We start from the raw sequence: 19,430 nt of genomic DNA on the forward strand, positions 1-19,430 counted from the left end.
TGACTAATATCTCGATATTATCTGCGCTATTTTCCTTGTTTGACGGCGATTTATCTCATTTTTATCGCCATTTTTAAAATGAGGACACGCCCTAATAAAATAATCATGTTGTGTTAAATATGACAAAAAAATGCCTCTGATCAATCAGAGGCATTTTTTAGGATAATTATTAAATATCTATCGTCCGTATAATGGCTATCTACAATAATTGTAGTCAGCTGTCAGCGTCATTACTCAGCCGTCTTAGAAATTACTTCATTTAAGATCCAGACCGGTTGTACCACATTCGAGCCTTCAGCAGTTACGGCTTCTTGGCGCACATCGAGTACATAACGATGGTTTGGCTCATAAGTGAAACCTTGGATATTACCATTTAATGTGGTGTAGTTTTTCTGATGGGTTTGACGATACTGCAAGCATTCAGCTTCAACGGTGGTGCCGTCGGTTGCCGTGAGGTCACAGACGGCTTTTCGCGGTGCAATCTCTACCTCAAAACTTGGGATATTGACGACTTTGACATTCATTGGCTGCCCTTCAACCACCATGGTACGCTCGCTATCCATCCCCATGGTAGAGCAACCTGATAGGGCAAATGTGGTCATTAATGCTGCAATGGCTAATTTTTTCATTATTCAATCCTCAGTTATTGGTTATGCGTTTTTATTACTTGTTTTACGTTATTGTTTGGCACATTCTATAACTATCGTCGTATGTCTCACACTTATCAGGTCATGATTACTTGATAGTTTGGTTTAACTGTTTGATTTATTGTTGACTGAAATAAGTATAGGGCGCAGCGCTGCTTCTCCTCTATGACTGCTTTGTAAAGTAACGTCAGCTTTTGCAACTGCTGTTAATAAAGCGTATTAAATCACAGGGTAAATTGCTACTCACCGCGTATTTATTTTGAGCAATCCTCCTTATATTGGCCTAATAAGGCACAAAAAAAGCCAGAGCGACACCCTATGGGTCACTCTGGCTGTTACGCTTGGCATTAAGATATCAATAAATAGCCGCTATCAATTAGCTACGATAGTCTGCATTGATTTTGACATAGTCATAAGACAAGTCGCAGGTATAAACGGTATCACTAGCGTCACCGCGTGCCAGATCGATATGAATGGTAATCTCTGGGTGGCTCATCACCGCCTTACCCGCCTCTTCTGTATAGTCTGGCGCCACGCCGCCGTTTTGGCAAATCATCACTTCATCAAGATAGACATCGACTTGCTCGGTATCAAGATCTTCAATCCCTGCATAGCCCACCGCCGCCAAGATACGACCCCAATTGGCATCGCTGGCAAAAAACGCGGTTTTGACCAATGGAGAGTGCGCAACCGCATAGGCCACATCACAGCATTCTTGTGTGACTTTGCCGCCGGTGACTTTGACCGTCATGAACTTGGTTGCGCCTTCCCCATCTCGTACAATCAACTGCGCCAGACGGACAAACACCTCTGTCAAAGCAGCAAATACCGCTGAGTAATGCGGGTGCTCAGGGCTATCAATCATCTCCGAGCTGGCTGCCCCTGTGGCGATCAAAACGCAGCAATCGTTGGTCGAGGTATCTCCATCGACTGTGATGCGGTTAAAGGACTGCTCATTGATTTGGCCCAACATCTCTTGTAGCAGGTCGGCTTTGATATTGGCATCGGTCGCCACATAGCCTAGCATGGTTGCCATATTTGGACGTATCATGCCTGAGCCTTTTGAGATACCAGTCACATGATAGCAGCTGCCCGCCACCTCGACTTTTTGGCTTGCAATCTTAGGAATAGTATCCGTGGTACGGATGCCATTTGCCGCGGCCAGCCATTTATCAGCCGCCAAACCAGCAAGCGCCTCATCCAACCCTGCAATGACCGCATCGCTGTTTAGCGGCTCACCAATGACCCCTGTCGAAAACGGCAAGACCGTCTGGGTATCGACGCCAGCTTTAGTGGCCAATGCCGCACATATCTCTTGGGCGCGGCGTTTGCCATCGGCACCCGTCCCAGCATTGGCATTACCAGTGTTGATCACAAGATAGCGTGGACTGTGAGTGGCAAAGTGCTCACGCAATACGCGTACAGGCGCCGCACAAAAGGTGTTTTTGGTAGTGACAACGGCGCAGCTGGCCGTCTCAGCAATCTCAAGCACCACCAAATCATCACGATCCTTATAACGCACGCCTGCCGCGGTCGCACTTAGTTTGACGCCTTCGATAGGATAAATAGTATCAGGTATTGCAACATTTCCAACAGCCATAGGGGCTTCCTTATTTTGCTTATATAGATGGTTTATTCAGACGGTTTGTTTATTTAGGCTATGTTTGATTCAAATTATACTTTGCTAAGACTAAACGCGCTCCAAATTGGCGCGTGGTCAGAAGGCTTTTCCATACCACGAAGCTCATAGCTGATACCCGCATCCACACAGTGATCGACGAGATCCGCGCTACACAAAATATGGTCGATACGTAGACCACGCTTCGGGTCGTCATTAAAGCCGCGACTGCGGTAATCAAACCAGCTATATAGCTCAGTACTCTCTGGATAGTGCAGGCGGTACGTATCCGTCAGCTCACGCGACATCAAATCGGCATACCACTCACGCTCTTCTGGCAAAAACGAAGTCTTTCTATTTTTTAGCCAGCGCTTGGCATTTGCTTCCCCAATGCCGATATCGATATCTTCTGGCGCGATATTCATATCACCCATAATCACCAGTGAGCGACCTTCAGCTTTGAGCGTGTCGATATATGCCATCAAATCGGCATAGTAGGCACGCTTCATAGGGAACTTGGTGGGATGGTCTTGGCTCTCGCCTTGCGGAAAATAGCCATTTAATACATCAATTTCACGGCCTTGCAGCTCATAACGGGCGTGGATAAAGCGCTTTTGGGCATCCACGTCTTCGCCAGGGAACCCCTTTTGGACAAATATCGGCGCAACTTTGGATAGTAGAGCCACACCATAATGCCCTTTTTGGCCAAAGTATTCTACATGATACCCCAAACCCTCGACCGCCGATAAAGGAAATTGATCGTCGTGTACTTTGGTCTCTTGCAATCCCATCACATCAGGATCGATCACCTCTCGCACTGCCTCTAGCTGATGCTGACGGGCGCGAATACCATTGATATTAAAACTGACAAAACGGGTCATAAATTATCCTATACTGATTGATGAAAATACGCAGCGATACACTGATGTGACGCACTATGATAGCAGACGTAAATAGGTCTGACTGTTGCACGCCCAGATATCTTAAGCTAGAGTAGTTGCTACTGGTCAGCGGCCATGATACCTCATAATAAATAGCTGACACTTTTTTGGCATGCAACTTTTAGCACTCAACCATCGCACAGACATCCTGTATCACTAGACTGAGCACTCATATGACAACAAGCACGCAAACAACGACAAAAAAAGCCAAGCACCACACCCCAAAAACAGCCACCAGCGATAGTATCTCGCCACTATTTGCAAAAGACTATAACGTCTATATTAACCATACCGATGCTGGCGGTATAGTCTACCATGCCAATCATCTGGTGTTTTTTGAAAACTGTCGCCGTGATTGGTTTGCCAAACTCGGTCTCAACGGTTATTTTTTACAGACAGATACAGGCGACGTGCAGCACTTTGTCGTCAGTCAAGCAGACCTACAATACAAACGGGCGATATTGTTAGATGAAGTCATCAGCGTACGTATCGATGACGTCGAGATAAAGCCTGCCAGCATTGTGTTTTATCAAAGCATCCATCGGCATCTGACAGATAGCGCAGCTAGCAGCAACGCCGGGCTATTAAGCCGTGGCAAAATTGTCATCGCCTGCGTGCAAAACCAGCTAAGACCGACACCCAATACTGGTGACAATGACCATGCAGCCGATACCGCTGCTGCCCCCATGCGTCCCATTCGCGTACCCCAAAAGCTGCGAGCAGCCATTGAGCAAGCCGCCGCACGGCAGTCACCAGTTCAGACATCAGCTACTCAACCACCAGCGGCTCAATAGACAGCGCCCAGCGATGAGTGCTGATAACGACGATACTATCTTGGCATTTGAGTATATTGAGGTGCTGACTCACGGTAGTGATGGACAAAAAAAACGACTGATACAACAAGCCAGTGGCACACTATTAGCAGGACAGGTGACCGTCCTGACGGGTACATCTGGTAGCGGCAAGTCGGTACTACTACGGGTGTTGGCAGGGCTTTTGCCCATCAGCGCGGGCACCGTACGGTTAAGACCCACGCACGAGCCGCCCCACGCCCGCTTTTGGGATATACAAGGTATCTCGCCTACCAAGTGGCGCGCTCAAGTCGCTTTACTCGCACAGCATCCTCAGCTGATAGAAGGCAGCGTGCTTGATAATCTGCAGCTGCCTTTCCAGTTGCGGGCGCATCAACATCTACGCTTTGATAGTAATTGGCATACCGCCCAGCTTGCTTATTTAGGCCGAGGGGGCGATTTTTTGCACAAAGATGCCTATCACTTATCAGGCGGCGAACGCCAGCTGGTCAACACCTTGCGCTTACTACAACTAGAGCCGCGTGTCTTGTTGCTAGATGAGCCTACCGCCGCGCTAGATGTCGATACGGCCGCGCAGCTGGTTGCACTCCTTGTCGACTGGGTACAAAAAAGCAAACAACGCACGGTACTGTGGGTCACGCATGATACCCAAGACATCTTGCCATTGGCCGATCAGCATTGGCATATGCAAGCAGGTGTACTGACTAAAATCAGGTAAATGTAAATTCAATGAACGCATCAAAGGGTCCATGTCTGTGTTCTGTGTAAGCACAGCGGGCAGTAAAAATAAATGAGTGAGCCAGCATACTTGGCTGATAAAGTGAGCCGCGATGAACACCAGCGACGATATGCAGATATTTCTCACATATGGCGACATTGCGCTCGCCAGCAGCTTAATCCTCGTGGTATTGATGGTCTCTTGGCGTTTGCGTCTACATCTGACCAAGACACTATTGATGGCGGCGCTACGTACAGTCGTGCAGCTGAGCTTTATCGGTCTCATCCTAGCATGGGTGTTTGCGCGCGAGCAGTGGTATGAAGTTTTATCCATTTTGACCATAATGACACTGATTGCAGGAAGTGCGGCCAAAAACCGAGTCAAACGCCGCTATAATGGCTTGTTTATCGATACGCTGCTTGCCGTTAGTGTCTCCGCAGTGCTGGTGACAGCCATTGCCATCATGGTTATTTTAGATGTGCAGCCATGGTACACACCGCAGTTTGTGATTCCTATCTTGGGTCTGATATTAGGCAACTCACTGACGGCCATCTCATTGACCAGTAACCAGCTGATCAATGCCTTTTATGAGCAGCAAGCGCGTATCGAGATGATGCTCAGCTTATCTGCGACGCCCTTTGAGGCTGTCCATGAGCAGGTACGAACGGCCATCATCAATGGTATGACACCGACGCTCAACTCTATGTTGGTGGTCGGCGTGGTGAGCTTACCTGGCATGATGACAGGACAGATCTTAGCAGGCGCTGACCCTACCCAAGCCATTCGCTATCAAATAGTCACCATGTTTTTGATCTGTGTGAGTAGCACATTGGGCTGCACCATCAGCGCCCTACTTACTTACCGCCGATTTTTTAATAAAAACCAGCAATTCTCGCTTCCCTGATTGCTGGCTTCTACCAGGCCGTATCCTCAATTCAATCGACAGTCACCCAATTTACTCCATCAAACCTCGCTTCTTCTCATTATCCGTTCACTGTAACTGTCAACTATATATAGATAACTTCTCTAGCACAGGCCTAACTCACCTCATATTCTATGGCTGATGGTTAAATGAACTGATCAGTATCATATACCGTTGTTGCCTTGGCCGACATTCATGCTAATGTATTTCTGAATTGTATTATTTTTTTGATGCCGTGGTTTTGATGCCTTAATCATAGCGCATGGTTTTTGCGGTCACTAAAGCAGTTGACGATTACCGTGCAACTTACCATGTCATTAAAAAACTGAGCAGCCAGTCAATAAATACGGATGTTGACGCACGCAGCGACAAACTACCTCTGTCAGCGCTGGTGTGTTTTATTGACACGGATAAGACTGCTTTGATACACCCTCCTACCCTATTTTGAAATTCAAGGACGCTGACTATGATGCCGAACAAACCTTGGCTGGCCAATTATCCCGATGGTGTACCTAAGACTATCAACCCTGATAGATATAGCAGCATAATGGAGCTGTATGAGGAGTGCTTTGACCGCTTTCGTATGCATCCTATGAGTATCTGTATGGGCGTGACTCATACTTATCATGATGTGGATGAAGCCTCGTTGGCCGTCGCCGCATGGCTACAATCTCAGGGACTACCTCAAGGCAGTGTGGTGGCACTGATGATGCCAAACGTGCCGCAGTATCTGCCCACGATGATTGGTATCTTGCGGGCAGGCTATGTATGTACCCCAGTCAATCCACTCTATACAGGCCGCGAGCTGCGTCATCAGCTCAACGACTCAGGCGCACAAATTATCTTTGTGGTAGACAACTTTGCCCAAGCGCTCGAACAGGTCATCGGCGAGACCAAAATCAAACGTATTGTCTTATCAAAAATGGGCGATATGATGGGGCTCAAAGGCATCTTGGTCAATACTATCATTCGCCAAGTCAAACGTCTGGTCCCCAAATACAAGCTCAACGACCCAAAGTATCAAGTCACAAAACTCCCTGATGTGCTCAAAAAAGGCAAAAACCTTCCCTTTCAAAAGCCAAAAATGTCACTTGATCAAAAGGCGTTTTTGCAATATACCGGCGGCACGACAGGATTATCAAAGGGCGCCATCTTGTCGCAGCGTAATATCGTGGCGGCGGCGATGCAATCAGAGGCTTGGACCCGCCCTATCACCTCTGAGATCAATGAGGTATATATCAATATGGTCATGGCGCTACCGCTGTATCATATCTTTGCCTTTATGCTTAGCTTGCTTGGCATGCGCTCAGGCTATACCTTTATCTTGATACCCAACCCTCGCGACATACCAGGGTTTATCAAAACCTTATCAAAACAGCCATTCCATATCTTGCCCGCAGTCAATACGCTGTTTAAAGGCTTGCTGGATCATCCAAACTTTAAACACCTAGATTTTAGCTCGCTACGTATCTCGCAGGCAGGTGGTATGGCGGCGACCGAACAAACCGCCACTCGCTGGCTTGAGACCACTGGCTGTGCGATGATCGAAGGTTGGGGGATGACCGAAGGCGTGGCGGTCGGTACGGCCAACGTCATCACAGATCGTAAGTTTAACGGGACAATTGGTGTGCCTGTCCCTAGCGTCGATGCCATCGTGGTTGATGATGAGGGCAAGCGCGTCGGTGCAAACCAAGCAGGCGAGCTGTGCGTCAAGGGCCCTAACGTCACCTCAGGTTATTTAAACAGAGACAGCAGTGATGACTTTACCAGCGATGGTTATTTCCGTACTGGTGATATCGTCAGCATGGACGAAAAAGGCTACTTTAGACTGTTGGACCGTAAAAAAGACATGATTTTGGTCTCTGGTTTTAACGTCTTTCCTAATGAGATTGAGTCTGTCATGCTTGACTGCGACGGTATCGTTGATTGTGCGGTCATTGGTATCCCTGATGAGCGCCAAGGTGAGGCGGTCAAAATCTATGTGGTGCCTGCAGACAACAATGTCACCAAAGAAGTCATCAAAGAATTTGCGCTGGACAACTTAACGGGTTATAAGTGCCCGCGTCATATCGAGTTTGTCAGCGAGCTACCAAAGAGCAACGTGGGTAAGGTACTGCGGCAAAAACTGCGCGAAAAACACGACGCAGACCATCCAAGACTGTAAATACGTCATTCATAATAAAAGCGTTATCATAGCGCCTTGCCTTTGCAGGGCGCTTTTATGTCAGCGCCCTTATCTTTATATCTTTTTATTATTTACTATTGCTTGATGCATGAATGATGGCTTATCTGTCTCGTTACTACCTATTTATCCGCTTTGACCTCACAGAATTTTTACTCAATCTTTATTCTATGTTATCGTCACTATTGACGAATCGCTTTCGCCAGCCACTTATCTCTATGATAAGCGGTCGTGCCAGACAACACCCCCACAGCTCATCCCTGTTTGATGGCCATTTATCTTATTTCACTTGCAACACATCTTATTTGATTAATCAAATTTATATATGTACTAAGAAGTTCTAGTATAATAATATCGACTTACGTTGTAGTTGTGTTAATGTATTGCCGAAATATATCACGTGTTATTCTGTTGCTTTAATTAAAGAAAATATTCGTTAAAATAACAGAATATCGTCGTCTTACCATATATATGTTTTATTTGACCTCGTGTGAAGGCGAGGCGCACAATCAATCGTTTAACCCATTCAAACCAGCATTTTTGATCGTTAAACACCATTGTACAAAGGCCACCATATGTTAGCAGTCAGTAATAGATAGGATAGCACTCGGCCATATCGCACTCAGTGATTGAGCGCATATCGTTGACAAGGATGTGACTACTTTCTTATAGAACCTTAACTTATATCAAAATTAAGGACGCTAAATATGACTACAGATAAGCCTTGGCTTGCTCATTATCCAGCAAACGTACCAAAGAGCATCGACCCTGATCAATACGACAACCTCATCGAGCTATACGAGGAGTGTTTTAACCGCTTTCGTATGCACCCTATGAGTGTCTGTATGGGTGTGACGCACACGTATGATGATGTCGACAAAGCCTCATTGGCCGTCGCCGCATGGCTACAGTCGCAGGGTATCCCCAAAGGTAGCGTGGTGGCACTGATGATGCCAAACGTGCCGCAGTATTTGCCCACGATGATCGGTATCTTGCGGGCAGGCTACGTATGTACGCCTATCAACCCCTTGTACACTGGCCGCGAGCTGCGCCATCAGCTCAACGATTCAGGTGCGCAAGTTATCTTTGTGGTAGACAACTTTGCCCAAGCGCTCGAGCAGGTCATCGAAGAGACGGCCATTAGACGTATTGTTTTATCCAAAATGGGCGATATGATGGGGCTTAAGGGTATTTTGGTCAATACCGTTATCCGTCAAGTCAAACGCTTGGTGCCCAAGTACAACCTCAATGATCCTAAATATAACGTCACCAAATTCCCTGATGTCCTAAAAAAGGGCAAGAGCCTACCGTTTCAGCCTTCAAAAACCAGCTTAAGCCAAACGGCTATCTTGCAGTATACTGGTGGTACCACAGGACTATCAAAAGGTGCCGTGCTCACACAGCGCAATGTGGTGGCAGCCGCCCTACAGTCAGAAGCATGGTATCGTCCGGTCACCTCTGAGATCAATGAAGTGTATATCAATATGGTCATGGCGCTACCGCTGTATCATATCTTTGCCTTTATGCTCAGCTTGCTCGGCATGCGCTCAGGTTATACCTTTATCTTGGTTCCTAATCCGCGCGATATGCCAGGATTTGTCAAAACCTTATCAAAACAGCCTTTCCATATTTTTCCAGCGGTCAATACGCTGTTCAAAGGTCTACTGGATCAGCCAAACTTTAAAGACTTGGATTTTAGCTCGCTACGTATCTCGCAGGCAGGTGGTATGGCGGCAACTGAACAAACCGCTGCACGCTGGCTGGATGTGACAGGATGCCCGATGATCGAGGGCTGGGGGATGACCGAAGGCGTGGCCGCTGGTACGGCCAATGTCATCACAGATCGTAAGTTCAATGGCACTATTGGTATTCCTGTCCCGAGCGTCGATATTATCGTCGTTGGCGAAAACGGTGAGCGCCTAGGGCCCCATCAGGCTGGTGAGATGTGTATCAAAGGCCCAAATGTCACCTCAGGCTACTTTAATAAAGACAACAGTAAAGAGTTTACCAGTGATGGTTACTTCCGTACTGGTGATATCGTTAGTATGGATGAAAAAGGCTACTTTACCCTACTCGATCGCAAAAAAGACATGATTTTGGTCTCTGGCTTTAATGTCTTCCCTAATGAGATTGAGTCTGTCATGTTGGACAGCGACGACATTGTCGACTGTGCGGTGATAGGTATCCCTGATGAGCATCAAGGTGAAGCGGTCAAAATCTATATCGTGCCAGCGGACAACAATGTCACCAAAGAAGCGATTAAGGATTTTGCGCTGGACAACTTAACGGGTTATAAATGCCCGCGTCATATCGAGTTTGTCAGCGAGCTGCCAAAGAGTAACGTCGGTAAGGTACTGCGGCAAAAGCTGCGCGAACAGCATCAACTCGACAACCCGCAAACGCTTTAGTCAAAACGTCTCACACTGCGGATACTGCAGCGTAAAAAGCCCTCTATATCTGTATAGAGGGCTTTTTTTGTCTATTTATTTTCATTGTATTTGCGTTTTAAGTGAGATGCTAGCCAAACTTATTGACCACCTGTAATGGCAGATGCTTCATCGCCTTACCCACCACCGACCACGGCAAGCTTGGTACACAGGCTTCTTCTACCTCAGCCTCAATGGCGGCAACGATGGCTTTGGTGCCCGTCTCGGCATTGACCTCAAACGGCAGCGGTTTGGCGTTTTCATTGATCTCGGTACGCACATAGCCTGGATAAATCGTAGACACCTGAATTGGCAGATTGGTAAGTAGCATATCAGCACGAATACCCTCTGCAAGATGCGCCAGCCCCGCTTTGCTTGCACCATACGCCGTTAGGTGTTTGGGCAAACCACGCATGGCCGACATACTAGAGATCACCACCAAGTGACCGCTGTTTTGTGCGCGAAAGATATTCATCGCCGCCTCACACTGTGCCAGCGCGGATATAAAGTTGATCTCGACTGTATGACGGTTGGTTTCAAAACGGCCTTTACCAATACGGCGGCTATCTCCCACACCTGCATTGACGACCACACGGTCGATGCCATCGAAGTCCGCAGCAAAGGCATCAAACACTGCAAATATCTCGTCATAGTTGCTCACATCCAAAGCGCGATACTCGACCCGAATATCCGGATACTCTGCCACTAGCTCTGAGGTTAAACGCTCTAGGCGATCGGTACGGCGCGCACAAATCGCCAGATTATAACCCAGCTTGGCAAAGAGTCTGGCCATCCCCTCACCCAAGCCTGAGCTGGCTCCTGTAATGAGTACAGTTTTGCCGCGCCCGACTTGTTGTTTGCTGCGTTTTTTTAGATACCGATCCGGGTATAGCGCGCTTAATATCTGCCGCTTGCGCTGCTCGGCATTTTGCTTGACGACCTTTAAAATATGATTTTGCATAGACAGTCCTTGACATCTTATAATGAAATAGCGCTTATTTTATCATCAGACAAGATAAGCGGATGATACGCGGCGATCATAGAGGATCGCATTCGTCCTTAGCCGCAGCCGCGAGCGCTGTTGTCCTACTATAGCGTATCCATGCCGTCAGATACCAGCTTATCGCCACGTCACAAACCCTTTGCCTGCAGAAAATAGGTGGCTATACTCATTTAAAGACAGCAAACGCGTTCGCTCATTTTTAAAGGTGATCGCCGTCACCCCAGTATTGACCAGACTTTTATTAATCTGATAGGCCGTTGAACTACCCTGCTTTAATAGCTGAGCTGTGATGGCCGCGATCACGCCACCTGAGGTAAACACCAGCACCGTACTGTCACGATTTAGGCTCATATCCACCACTTTTTGTCGTACCTGCTCAAGCGCCAACTGGGCGCGGTCGTTGAACTGTGGCCAGCTCTCTAGATAGTCATCATCGCACTCGCCGCCATGCCAGCGCTGCATCGCTTGATCAAACAGCTCGGCCAAACGCTTAGATGGGACCTCTGCTTGCGCAATCTCGGCCGCGATTGCCGCGCGATTGCCAAAAGCTGGATGAGACTTAATCAAGACGTCTTGATGATTAAACTCATCAAACTGCGGCAAGACATAGCGATCCGTGTTGTCTAAGTCAATGGCAGATACGAGCGGCGGCGTTTGGCTTTGATCCCTACTCGCAAAAGACTGGTAGCGCTGCCAAAAATGCCGCGCTGAGTCTTGCTGTCTGACCAAGCTGCCGGTAAAGATGGCATCGATACGGCGCTGGGTGTTTGCATAATGCTCACCTAACATCTGCGCCTGAATACCGCCCAGCTCTGAGAGCTGATCGTAGTTTGCTTGTCCAAAGGACGCCTGACCATGACGTGCCAGAAGTATGGTGGTCATAAAATGCTGCCTTTTGTTATTAATCCAACGGTATTTGTTAGTAGCCTTATGTGCCATGCGGCGTATCAGCGCGTTACTCGTCCGCCGATGACGACGTCTGGGTAAAGTAACTTTTTGGTAAGATACTTTTGACAATTTTTTGTACAGGACTGGGTAGCTGTGCGATGGTAGCAGCATCGACGCCCATGTCTGCTAAATGCGGCTGCACGTGACTGGTAAACAACGCCTCGCCCTCATACTGAGCGATCAGCTTTAAGCACTTGGCATGCAAGACATGGACGATGATCCAAAAGTTTTTAAAGGCAGGGTTGGTGGTTTGTTTATGATAATAGCGATAATAAATTTGCTGTACGATGCCCGCTAAGCGAAACAACCCAAACACCTCATAAAACGTCCAGTTGTCTATCTGTAAACCCGTACGCTCCAGATAATAATCCACCACTTCCTCACGGGTCATCATGCCCTTTAAATGCGTGGGCTGACGGCGGGATTGCTGCATGATCATGTTATCGTCGGCTTCGATCCAGTAGGCCAAAGCACTGCCCAAATCCATCAACGGATCGCCCAAAGTCGCCATTTCCCAATCGAGCACACCAATGACCTTGGTTGGGTCTTTGGCATCTAAGATCACATTATCAAAGCGCCAGTCGTTGTGAATCAAGCAAGTTTTACTATCGGCAGGTGTGTGCTTAGTCAGCCATTGACGCACCAACGCAAAGCTTGGCACATTGGGTGTTTTGGCTTTGACATAGCGCTTGTCCCAGCCTGTCACTTGGCGCTCGCAGTAGCCCTCACCGCGGCCAAGCTCGACCAAGTCAGGATGCGCGCTATAGTCTACTTGATGTAGATCAATCAAGGCGTCGATGACATTGGTGCATAATGCGCGTGTTTGCGCCTCATCTAACTCAATCCCTTTGGGCAGATTGGCACGCGGAATGATGCCTTCCATACGTTCCATGACATAAAAATCCGCTCCGATGACCGACTCATCGGTACATAGCGCCACCATATTTGGCACATAAGGATAAGCGTCTTTTAAGGATTTTTGTACCGTGTACTCGCGCACCATGTCATGCGCCGACTTGGCTTTGGTGCCTTTTGGCGGACGACGCAAGATCAAATCTTGCTCTGCATCCGTGCCTTCATATTGTAGCCGGTACGTCCAGTTTGAAGCACCACCAGAAAATTGCGTTACCGTTGGCTCGCCTTTTATATCAACGCCCTGTTCGCGTAGCCAGACGCTGACCGCGTGAGCATCCAGCTCTTCGCCTTCGCGCACTGCGCCGCCTTTATCTAAGACGGTGCTCGGTGACTGGTCATCGTTGTCAGTAGAGTTGGCATGAGTATCAGTAGCCATAAGATGTTCCTTATCATGTGGTCAATTAAAGTAATCAATCATTACGGTAAGGCATCTGCATTATCGTCGCTTTGCGCCTTGTCTAGCGCCATTTTAGCGATCAGCAGTGCCTATTTGTGAATGTTCAACACGTTATGAATGTGCAACGCGCCCTACTCTTATATTAAGATTTAGCAGGTTTCGACGAGCGGCTAAAACCTTGACGCTTTAGCTCAAGTTTGGCAATCATGGTTTTATGCACTTCATCAGGGCCATCAGCTAGACGCAGCGCTCGAGCTTGTGCATAAAATGACGGCAACATCGTGTCTTGGCACACGCCCATACCGCCATGGATTTGAATCGCCATATCGACTACTTCTTGTAATACCGTGGGTGCGACGACCTTTATCGCAGAGATCTCTGTCAATGCCGCCTTGGTGCCTTGGGCATCCATTTTTTGCGCCGCGTATAGTGTCAATAAGCGTGCTTGGTCAATCTTAACCCGAGCATCACTGATACGCTCAAAGTTGCCGCCCAGCTGGATAAGTGGCTTACCAAAAGCCGTCCGTGCCATGCCGCGTTTGACAGCCAGCTCCAACGACTTCTCAGCCGCACCGATACAGCGCATACAGTGATGAATGCGGCCTGGTCCCAAGCGGCCTTGGGCTATCTCAAAGCCCATACCTGGCCCGCCGATAAAGTGACTGGCTGGCACACGCACATCATTAAAGCAGACCTCTCCATGACCATGCGGCGCATCATAATCACCAAATACTTTGAGCATACGCTCGATTTTGACGCCAGCAGTTTTTGCCGGCACTAGTACCATCGAGTGCTGATGGTGACGGTCTTTACTCTCATCAGGGGTATAGGCCATGACAATTAATACATCGACCGCAGGATCACCCAGACCTGACGACCACCACTTGCTGCCATTGATGACGATTTCGTCACCTTCGACCACTGCCGTCGCTTGCATATTGGTCGCGTCACTGGAGGCCACCTCAGGCTCGGTCATACAAAACACCGAGCGCGTCTTACCTTCTAACAACGGCGTAAGCCACTGGTCTTGCTGCTCTTTTGAGCCATAGCGCCATAACAACTCCATATTGCCACTATCAGGTGCATTGCAATTGAATACGTAAGGCGCCAGCAAACTACGACCTGTCAGCTCAGCGATCGGCGCATAGTCGGTGACAGACAAGCCAGCACCCAGCTCATCATCTGGCAAAAATAAGTTCCATAAGCCAGCGTCACGTGCCTGCTTACGCAAGCTCTCGTATTTTTCGGGCCACTGCCATGTGGTCCAGTCACCATCAGGGTTTTGTGCATGGCAGTCTGCCCAAAACTGCGCTTCGATTGGCTCGATATAGGTTTCTATGAACGCTTTGACTTTGGCATACATAGCCTGACCATGTTCTGTTGCGGTAAACATCAGGGTTTGACTAGACATAGTGACTTCCTTTTCTCTACTTATGGTTAATGACTCTTATAGATTTCACATTGGAATTTTAATAAAACATTATAGTGTACGTACGTATACTCTCTTTTATCCGCTACATTTATAACACAGTGATTATCAATAAACAGCAAAAAAGGCGCGACCAGCTAGGCCACGCCTTTTACAAAATACAAACACTTCATCAGTCAATCATAAAGCCTGTAGAGCTAAACACTAAACAACCTTTTGATATTTCATGTTATTTTAGGATGTTTAAACGACTGTTTAACTCAAAGCGCGCCAAGGCATCTGGCAGCTTATCGAGCGCCACATGTAGAGTCGCCTCTGCTGCTTGCGCCAGTCCCAGCTTTTCTGCAAGCGTTGGTTTTTGTCTGGAATGCAGGGCATACACCTCACTGTCTTCCATACGTGCTAGGATATAGCTGTCGGAGGTTTTCAGCTCATCGACCAAGTTTAACGTCAAGGCATCTTCGCCATACCAGTGCTCGCCTGTCGCGACTTTTTCTAAGTCTAGAGCCGGGCGGTAGGTATTGACAAAATGCTTAAACAGCGCATGCGTCTGCTCAAGCTCTTCTTGGTACTTGGCGCGGTCTTCGGCGTCGTTTTCTCCAAATACCGTTACGGTACGTTTGTAGTCGCCAGCGGTAAACATCTCATAGTCGACATCATGGTTTTTGAGCCATTTATGAAAGTTTGGCAATTGAGAGACCACCCCGATCGAGCCGATCACAGCAAACGGAGCAGCCACCACTTTATCGGCGACACAAGCCATCATATAACCGCCACTTGCCGCGACTTTATCGACACAGACAGTCAAAGTTAAACCGGCGTCTTTTAGACGAACCAACTGTGCCGCGGCCAACCCATAACCATGCACCAAACCGCCGCCTGACTCTAGGCGCACCACTACTTCATCACCCTTGTTGGCGGTGCTAATCAGTGTGCTAATCTCTTCACGCAAATGCTTGACGGCTGTGGCCTTGATATCTCCATCAAAATCCAGCACAAATACCTGTGGTTTGCTGTCGTTGTTTTTTTTCTTATTTTTTGCCTTTAGCGCTTGTTTGGCTTTTTTTGCCATGGTCTTTTTGAACTGCTTGAGGGCGGCTTTGCCTTGCGTGGCTTCCATTAAATCCTCACGGCGCTGCTTTTGCGCTTCGTTTAGATGGCGTACTTTTAGCTCGATAGGATTTTTGGGTGGATGAAATAGCATGATGGTCATTTCCTCAAGTCGGTAGATATGTCGGTAGATATAATGATAACGTTGCTGTTATTAATGTGCAGCTGATATGTGCCCGATTGGCCGTATTTTCAAGCATGATGACATTATTTAACGTAGATACTCTGGCAACCGCTAGTTGTATAACAATGCCAGATTAGGCATAATATGCGTTTACACCAAATTACTGCAGCCTGCGCGATGACCATTTGTCTGAATCGCGTATTTGTGCTTTTTTGCACAGTGCCTATTCGCACAGTGCCTAACTGGCGCCATGCCAATGATGGCTGCATTATTATATTTCGAACTGGGCTGACAACTGGATAACTATATTATGACGCAAAGCACTATGACGCATAGCGAATACCGAGACGAATATTGCGGAGCCGTAACCGAAAGCTTACTTGAGCAAACCATCAGTGTCGTAGGCTGGGTACATCGTCGTCGCGATCACGGTGGCGTGATTTTTTTAGACATGCGTGACCGCGCCGGTATATTGCAGGTCGTCGTCGATCCTGATACGCCAGAGGCATTCGCGACGGCTGATGCAGTACGTCCTGAATATGTGCTAAAAATCACTGGCCGCGTACGCCGCCGTTATGAAGGCACCGAAAACAACAATATGACCAGTGGTCAAGTTGAGCTGTTGGGCAAAGAGATTGAAGTACTGGCCAAATCTGAGACCCCGCCGTTCCCATTGAATGACGAAAATACCACGGTATCAGAAGACTTGCGTCTTAAGTATCGCTATCTGGACATGCGCCGCCCGCACATGCAAGAGCGCATGGTGTTCCGTGCCAAGGCCACCTCAGCGATTCGTCGTTATCTCGACGATCACGGTTTCTTAGATGTTGAAACCCCTATCTTGACTCGTGCTACGCCAGAGGGTGCACGTGACTATCTGGTGCCTTCACGTACCCGCCCAGGTAACTTTTTTGCTTTGCCGCAGTCACCACAGCTATTTAAGCAGCTTCTTATGGTGTCAGGATTTGATCGTTATTATCAAATCGCAAAATGCTTCCGTGACGAAGACTTACGTGCCGATCGTCAGCCAGAGTTTACCCAAGTAGATATCGAGACTTCTTTCTTAAACGAAGAAGAAATCATGAATATCAATGAAGGCCTGATCAAGCACCTATTTAAAACCATGCTTGATGTCGATTTTGACACCTTCCCGCGCATGACTTATGCCGAGGCGATGCGTGACTACGCATCAGACAAGCCTGACTTACGTATTCCATTAAAATTGGTCGATGTGGCTGATTTGATGAAAGATGTTGACTTTAAAGTCTTTGCTGGTCCTGCAAACGACCCTAAAGGCCGTGTGGCAGCACTACGTATCCCAGGCGGCGCTTCACTCAGCCGTAAGCAAATCGATGCCTACACCAAGTTTGTCGGTATCTATGGCGCGCGCGGTTTGGCTTATATTAAAGTCAATGATGTAAGCTTGATCAACAACGGCGTCGACAAAGAGTCTGGCCTGCAGTCGCCTATCATCAAAAACATGACTGATGACGTCTTGGTTAGCCTTATCGAGCGTACTGGTGCAGAAGATGGCGACATTATTTTCTTTGGTGCGGACAAAGCCAGCGTGGTAAACGATGCCATAGGTGCCCTACGTCAAAAAATCGGTCTAGATTTAGACATCACCACATGTGAGTGGGCGCCGCTTTGGGTGACCGACTTCCCAATGTTTGAGCAAACTGACGACGGCCGCTGGACGTCTATGCACCATCCATTTACCAAGCCTAAAGGCTCGGTAGACGAGCTAAAAAACAGCCCAGAAACCGCGCTTTCTATCGCTTATGACATGGTATTAAACGGTACCGAAATCGGTGGTGGTAGCTTACGTATCAACACCCTTGAGATGCAGCAAGCTGTATTTGAAGCGCTAGGTATCGATGAGCAAGAGGCCGAAGAGAAATTTAGCTTCTTACTCGACGCCTTAAAATTCGGTGCGCCGCCGCACGGTGGTCTTGCCTTTGGTTTGGATCGTTTGATCATGCTAATGGTAGGCGCAGGCTCTATTCGTGATGTGATTGCTTTCCCGAAAACCAAAACTGCTGACTGCCCATTGACCCAAGCCCCTGCTGAAGTCGATAGCAAGCAGCTACGTGAGCTTGGTATCCGTGTGCGCGAAAAAGCACAAGCCGACAGCAATAGACCTGCTCAGTAAGCCCTCAGATAATGTTTAACTATTCTTTATCTGACGGACTACAGGATTCATCACTGCGTGAGTGGTCATGAATCCGTACCATATCTTTAAATACGTGCCACTGTCCGTCCTGCAGATAGTGGCACGTTTTGTCGCTTGGGTTATCATAAAGATACCCAGCTTGAGCATCATGCGCACCGTCAGTATCAATATGGCGCTGATTGCTGATTCTTTATCAGACCAGCAAAAACAAGCGCTGACCAAAGAGATTATCTATCATCAGTGCTTGACCAGTATCGAGTCGGTCAAAAGCTGGGCGATGCCGCCTGAGTGGAGCATCAAGCAGATACGCGATGTCCACAATAAAGACATTTTGTTAGAAGGTCTTGCCAGTCCAAACGGTATGCTGGCCATCGTCCCGCATCTGGGTACCTGGGAGATGATGAACGCGTGGCTCAATCAATTTGGTGCCCCAACCATCATGTATAAACCAGTCAAAGGCGACATGACCAATGACTTTGTCTTGCAAGGCCGCTCGCGGTTAAATGCCACGCTGGTACCCACCGATGGTAGCGGGGTCAGAGCTATCTTTAAAACTTTAAAGCAAGGCGGCTTTAGTATTATATTGCCCGACCATGTCCCCGATCCGTCAGGCGGCGTGGTTGTGCCGTTTTTTGGGATTGAGACGTTGACCAGTACACTGGCCTCCAAGCTTGCTAGTAAAACCAAATGCGCACTGGTCGGCTTATCTTGTATTCGCCGTGATGATGGGCGCGGATTTGATATTTATTGCTATAAGCTTGATGACCCAGCGCTGTATGATCGCGATGCAAAAACAGCAGCGCATGCGCTCAATTTGGCCATGCAGCACATGATTGAGGATAAATGCAGTCATTATATGTGGGGCTATCGGCGCTTTAAGCATATCCCTGAGCTAGACAACCCTTATACGGCTGATAAAAATGCCTTGGCAGACTTTATTCGTAACAACAATCAACATCGTAGGCGGCTTGATGATGACGAGCAAAACTCACATCGTATGCCATAATTTTTAACCCGCAACAACCGTATAAATCGATATAAACCCTTATAGACCTACCCTCTACT

Annotated in this window: 15 protein-coding genes; 7 read left to right on the top strand and 8 right to left on the bottom strand. The window is 47.9% G+C overall.

Going from position 1 to position 19,430, the window contains the following annotated elements; genetic code table 11:
- Positions 1 to 230 precede the first annotated feature (230 nt).
- From J3491_RS10435 to xthA, 3 genes are all read right to left on the bottom strand, one after another.
- Positions 231 to 629 (bottom strand): DUF4377 domain-containing protein, encoded by a 399-nt coding sequence (locus J3491_RS10435; protein ID WP_100749406.1) that lies wholly within the window; start codon positions 627 to 629, stop codon positions 231 to 233.
- A gap of 394 nt (positions 630 to 1,023) precedes the next feature.
- A complete protein-coding gene (argJ, locus tag J3491_RS10440) occupies positions 1,024 to 2,247 on the bottom strand; it encodes a bifunctional glutamate N-acetyltransferase/amino-acid acetyltransferase ArgJ (protein ID WP_207970168.1) in 1,224 nt (407 codons plus the stop codon).
- A 74-nt stretch (positions 2,248 to 2,321) separates the two neighbouring features.
- Positions 2,322 to 3,146, bottom strand: a complete 825-nt coding sequence (gene xthA, locus J3491_RS10445; RefSeq protein WP_100749408.1) for an exodeoxyribonuclease III — start codon at positions 3,144 to 3,146, stop codon at positions 2,322 to 2,324.
- A gap of 233 nt (positions 3,147 to 3,379) precedes the next feature.
- Between xthA and J3491_RS10450 the strand changes: the two genes are divergently transcribed.
- The 5 genes from J3491_RS10450 to J3491_RS10470 all read left to right on the top strand — a co-directional run bounded on the left by J3491_RS10450 (position 3,380) and on the right by J3491_RS10470 (position 10,248).
- Positions 3,380 to 4,000, top strand: a complete 621-nt coding sequence (locus tag J3491_RS10450; RefSeq protein ID WP_207970169.1) for a thioesterase family protein — start codon at positions 3,380 to 3,382, stop codon at positions 3,998 to 4,000.
- Positions 4,001 to 4,013: 13 nt separating this feature from the next.
- On the top strand, positions 4,014 to 4,736 hold the full coding sequence (locus tag J3491_RS10455; protein ID WP_207970170.1) for an ABC transporter ATP-binding protein: 723 nt from the start codon (positions 4,014 to 4,016) through the stop codon (positions 4,734 to 4,736).
- Positions 4,737 to 4,848: 112 nt separating this feature from the next.
- Positions 4,849 to 5,640: an ABC transporter permease gene (locus tag J3491_RS10460; protein WP_207970171.1), complete on the top strand. Its 792-nt coding sequence runs from the start codon at positions 4,849 to 4,851 to the stop codon at positions 5,638 to 5,640.
- A 484-nt stretch (positions 5,641 to 6,124) separates the two neighbouring features.
- A complete protein-coding gene (locus tag J3491_RS10465) occupies positions 6,125 to 7,822 on the top strand; it encodes an AMP-binding protein (protein ID WP_207970172.1) in 1,698 nt (565 codons plus the stop codon).
- Between the two features lie 725 nt (positions 7,823 to 8,547).
- Positions 8,548 to 10,248 (top strand): AMP-binding protein, encoded by a 1,701-nt coding sequence (locus J3491_RS10470; protein ID WP_075102336.1) that lies wholly within the window; start codon positions 8,548 to 8,550, stop codon positions 10,246 to 10,248.
- 109 nt (positions 10,249 to 10,357) lie between these two features.
- On the opposite strand, the gene J3491_RS10475 is transcribed toward J3491_RS10470, so the two are convergent.
- The 5 genes from J3491_RS10475 to sohB all read right to left on the bottom strand — a co-directional run bounded on the left by J3491_RS10475 (position 10,358) and on the right by sohB (position 16,162).
- A complete protein-coding gene (locus tag J3491_RS10475; protein ID WP_207970173.1) occupies positions 10,358 to 11,227 on the bottom strand; it encodes an SDR family oxidoreductase in 870 nt (289 codons plus the stop codon).
- 159 nt (positions 11,228 to 11,386) lie between these two features.
- The gene (locus J3491_RS10480; RefSeq protein ID WP_207970174.1) at positions 11,387 to 12,151 is read right to left on the bottom strand and encodes a histidine phosphatase family protein; all 765 of its coding nucleotides are present in this window, start codon (positions 12,149 to 12,151) and stop codon (positions 11,387 to 11,389) included.
- 73 nt (positions 12,152 to 12,224) lie between these two features.
- Positions 12,225 to 13,508 (bottom strand): phosphotransferase family protein, encoded by a 1,284-nt coding sequence (locus tag J3491_RS10485; protein ID WP_207970175.1) that lies wholly within the window; start codon positions 13,506 to 13,508, stop codon positions 12,225 to 12,227.
- A gap of 163 nt (positions 13,509 to 13,671) precedes the next feature.
- A complete protein-coding gene (locus J3491_RS10490; RefSeq protein ID WP_207970185.1) occupies positions 13,672 to 14,922 on the bottom strand; it encodes an acyl-CoA dehydrogenase family protein in 1,251 nt (416 codons plus the stop codon).
- Positions 14,923 to 15,187: 265 nt separating this feature from the next.
- Positions 15,188 to 16,162 carry a protease SohB gene (gene sohB / locus J3491_RS10495; protein WP_100749572.1) on the bottom strand — a complete coding sequence of 325 codons (975 nt, stop codon included), beginning with the start codon at positions 16,160 to 16,162 and terminating at the stop codon, positions 15,188 to 15,190.
- 355 nt (positions 16,163 to 16,517) lie between these two features.
- On the opposite strand from sohB, the gene aspS reads away from it, so the two are divergent.
- Positions 16,518 to 18,344 carry an aspartate--tRNA ligase gene (gene aspS, locus J3491_RS10500; protein ID WP_207970186.1) on the top strand — a complete coding sequence of 609 codons (1,827 nt, stop codon included), beginning with the start codon at positions 16,518 to 16,520 and terminating at the stop codon, positions 18,342 to 18,344.
- A 67-nt stretch (positions 18,345 to 18,411) separates the two neighbouring features.
- A complete protein-coding gene (locus tag J3491_RS10505; protein ID WP_207970176.1) occupies positions 18,412 to 19,371 on the top strand; it encodes a lysophospholipid acyltransferase family protein in 960 nt (319 codons plus the stop codon).
- The last annotated feature ends 59 nt before the right edge of the window (positions 19,372 to 19,430 follow it).

Origin of the sequence: Psychrobacter halodurans, assembly GCF_017498075.1 — a bacterium.
Taxonomy (GTDB): domain Bacteria; phylum Pseudomonadota; class Gammaproteobacteria; order Pseudomonadales; family Moraxellaceae; genus Psychrobacter; species Psychrobacter celer.

Bases quoted from the DNA above. Each gene is read 5' to 3' on its own strand.
- J3491_RS10435 (WP_100749406.1), bottom strand. From the start codon at position 629: ATGAAAAAATTAGCCATTGCAGCATTAATGACCACATTTGCCCTATCA.
- argJ (WP_207970168.1), bottom strand. From the start codon at position 2,247: ATGGCTGTTGGAAATGTTGCAATACCTGATACTATTTATCCTATCGAA.
- xthA (WP_100749408.1), bottom strand. From the start codon at position 3,146: ATGACCCGTTTTGTCAGTTTTAATATCAATGGTATTCGCGCCCGTCAG.
- J3491_RS10450 (WP_207970169.1), top strand. From the start codon at position 3,380: ATGACAACAAGCACGCAAACAACGACAAAAAAAGCCAAGCACCACACC.
- J3491_RS10455 (WP_207970170.1), top strand. From the start codon at position 4,014: ATGAGTGCTGATAACGACGATACTATCTTGGCATTTGAGTATATTGAG.
- J3491_RS10460 (WP_207970171.1), top strand. From the start codon at position 4,849: ATGAACACCAGCGACGATATGCAGATATTTCTCACATATGGCGACATT.
- J3491_RS10465 (WP_207970172.1), top strand. From the start codon at position 6,125: ATGATGCCGAACAAACCTTGGCTGGCCAATTATCCCGATGGTGTACCT.
- J3491_RS10470 (WP_075102336.1), top strand. From the start codon at position 8,548: ATGACTACAGATAAGCCTTGGCTTGCTCATTATCCAGCAAACGTACCA.
- J3491_RS10475 (WP_207970173.1), bottom strand. From the start codon at position 11,227: ATGCAAAATCATATTTTAAAGGTCGTCAAGCAAAATGCCGAGCAGCGC.
- J3491_RS10480 (WP_207970174.1), bottom strand. From the start codon at position 12,151: ATGACCACCATACTTCTGGCACGTCATGGTCAGGCGTCCTTTGGACAA.
- J3491_RS10485 (WP_207970175.1), bottom strand. From the start codon at position 13,508: ATGGCTACTGATACTCATGCCAACTCTACTGACAACGATGACCAGTCA.
- J3491_RS10490 (WP_207970185.1), bottom strand. From the start codon at position 14,922: ATGTTTACCGCAACAGAACATGGTCAGGCTATGTATGCCAAAGTCAAA.
- sohB (WP_100749572.1), bottom strand. From the start codon at position 16,162: ATGCTATTTCATCCACCCAAAAATCCTATCGAGCTAAAAGTACGCCAT.
- aspS (WP_207970186.1), top strand. From the start codon at position 16,518: ATGACGCATAGCGAATACCGAGACGAATATTGCGGAGCCGTAACCGAA.
- J3491_RS10505 (WP_207970176.1), top strand. From the start codon at position 18,412: ATGAATCCGTACCATATCTTTAAATACGTGCCACTGTCCGTCCTGCAG.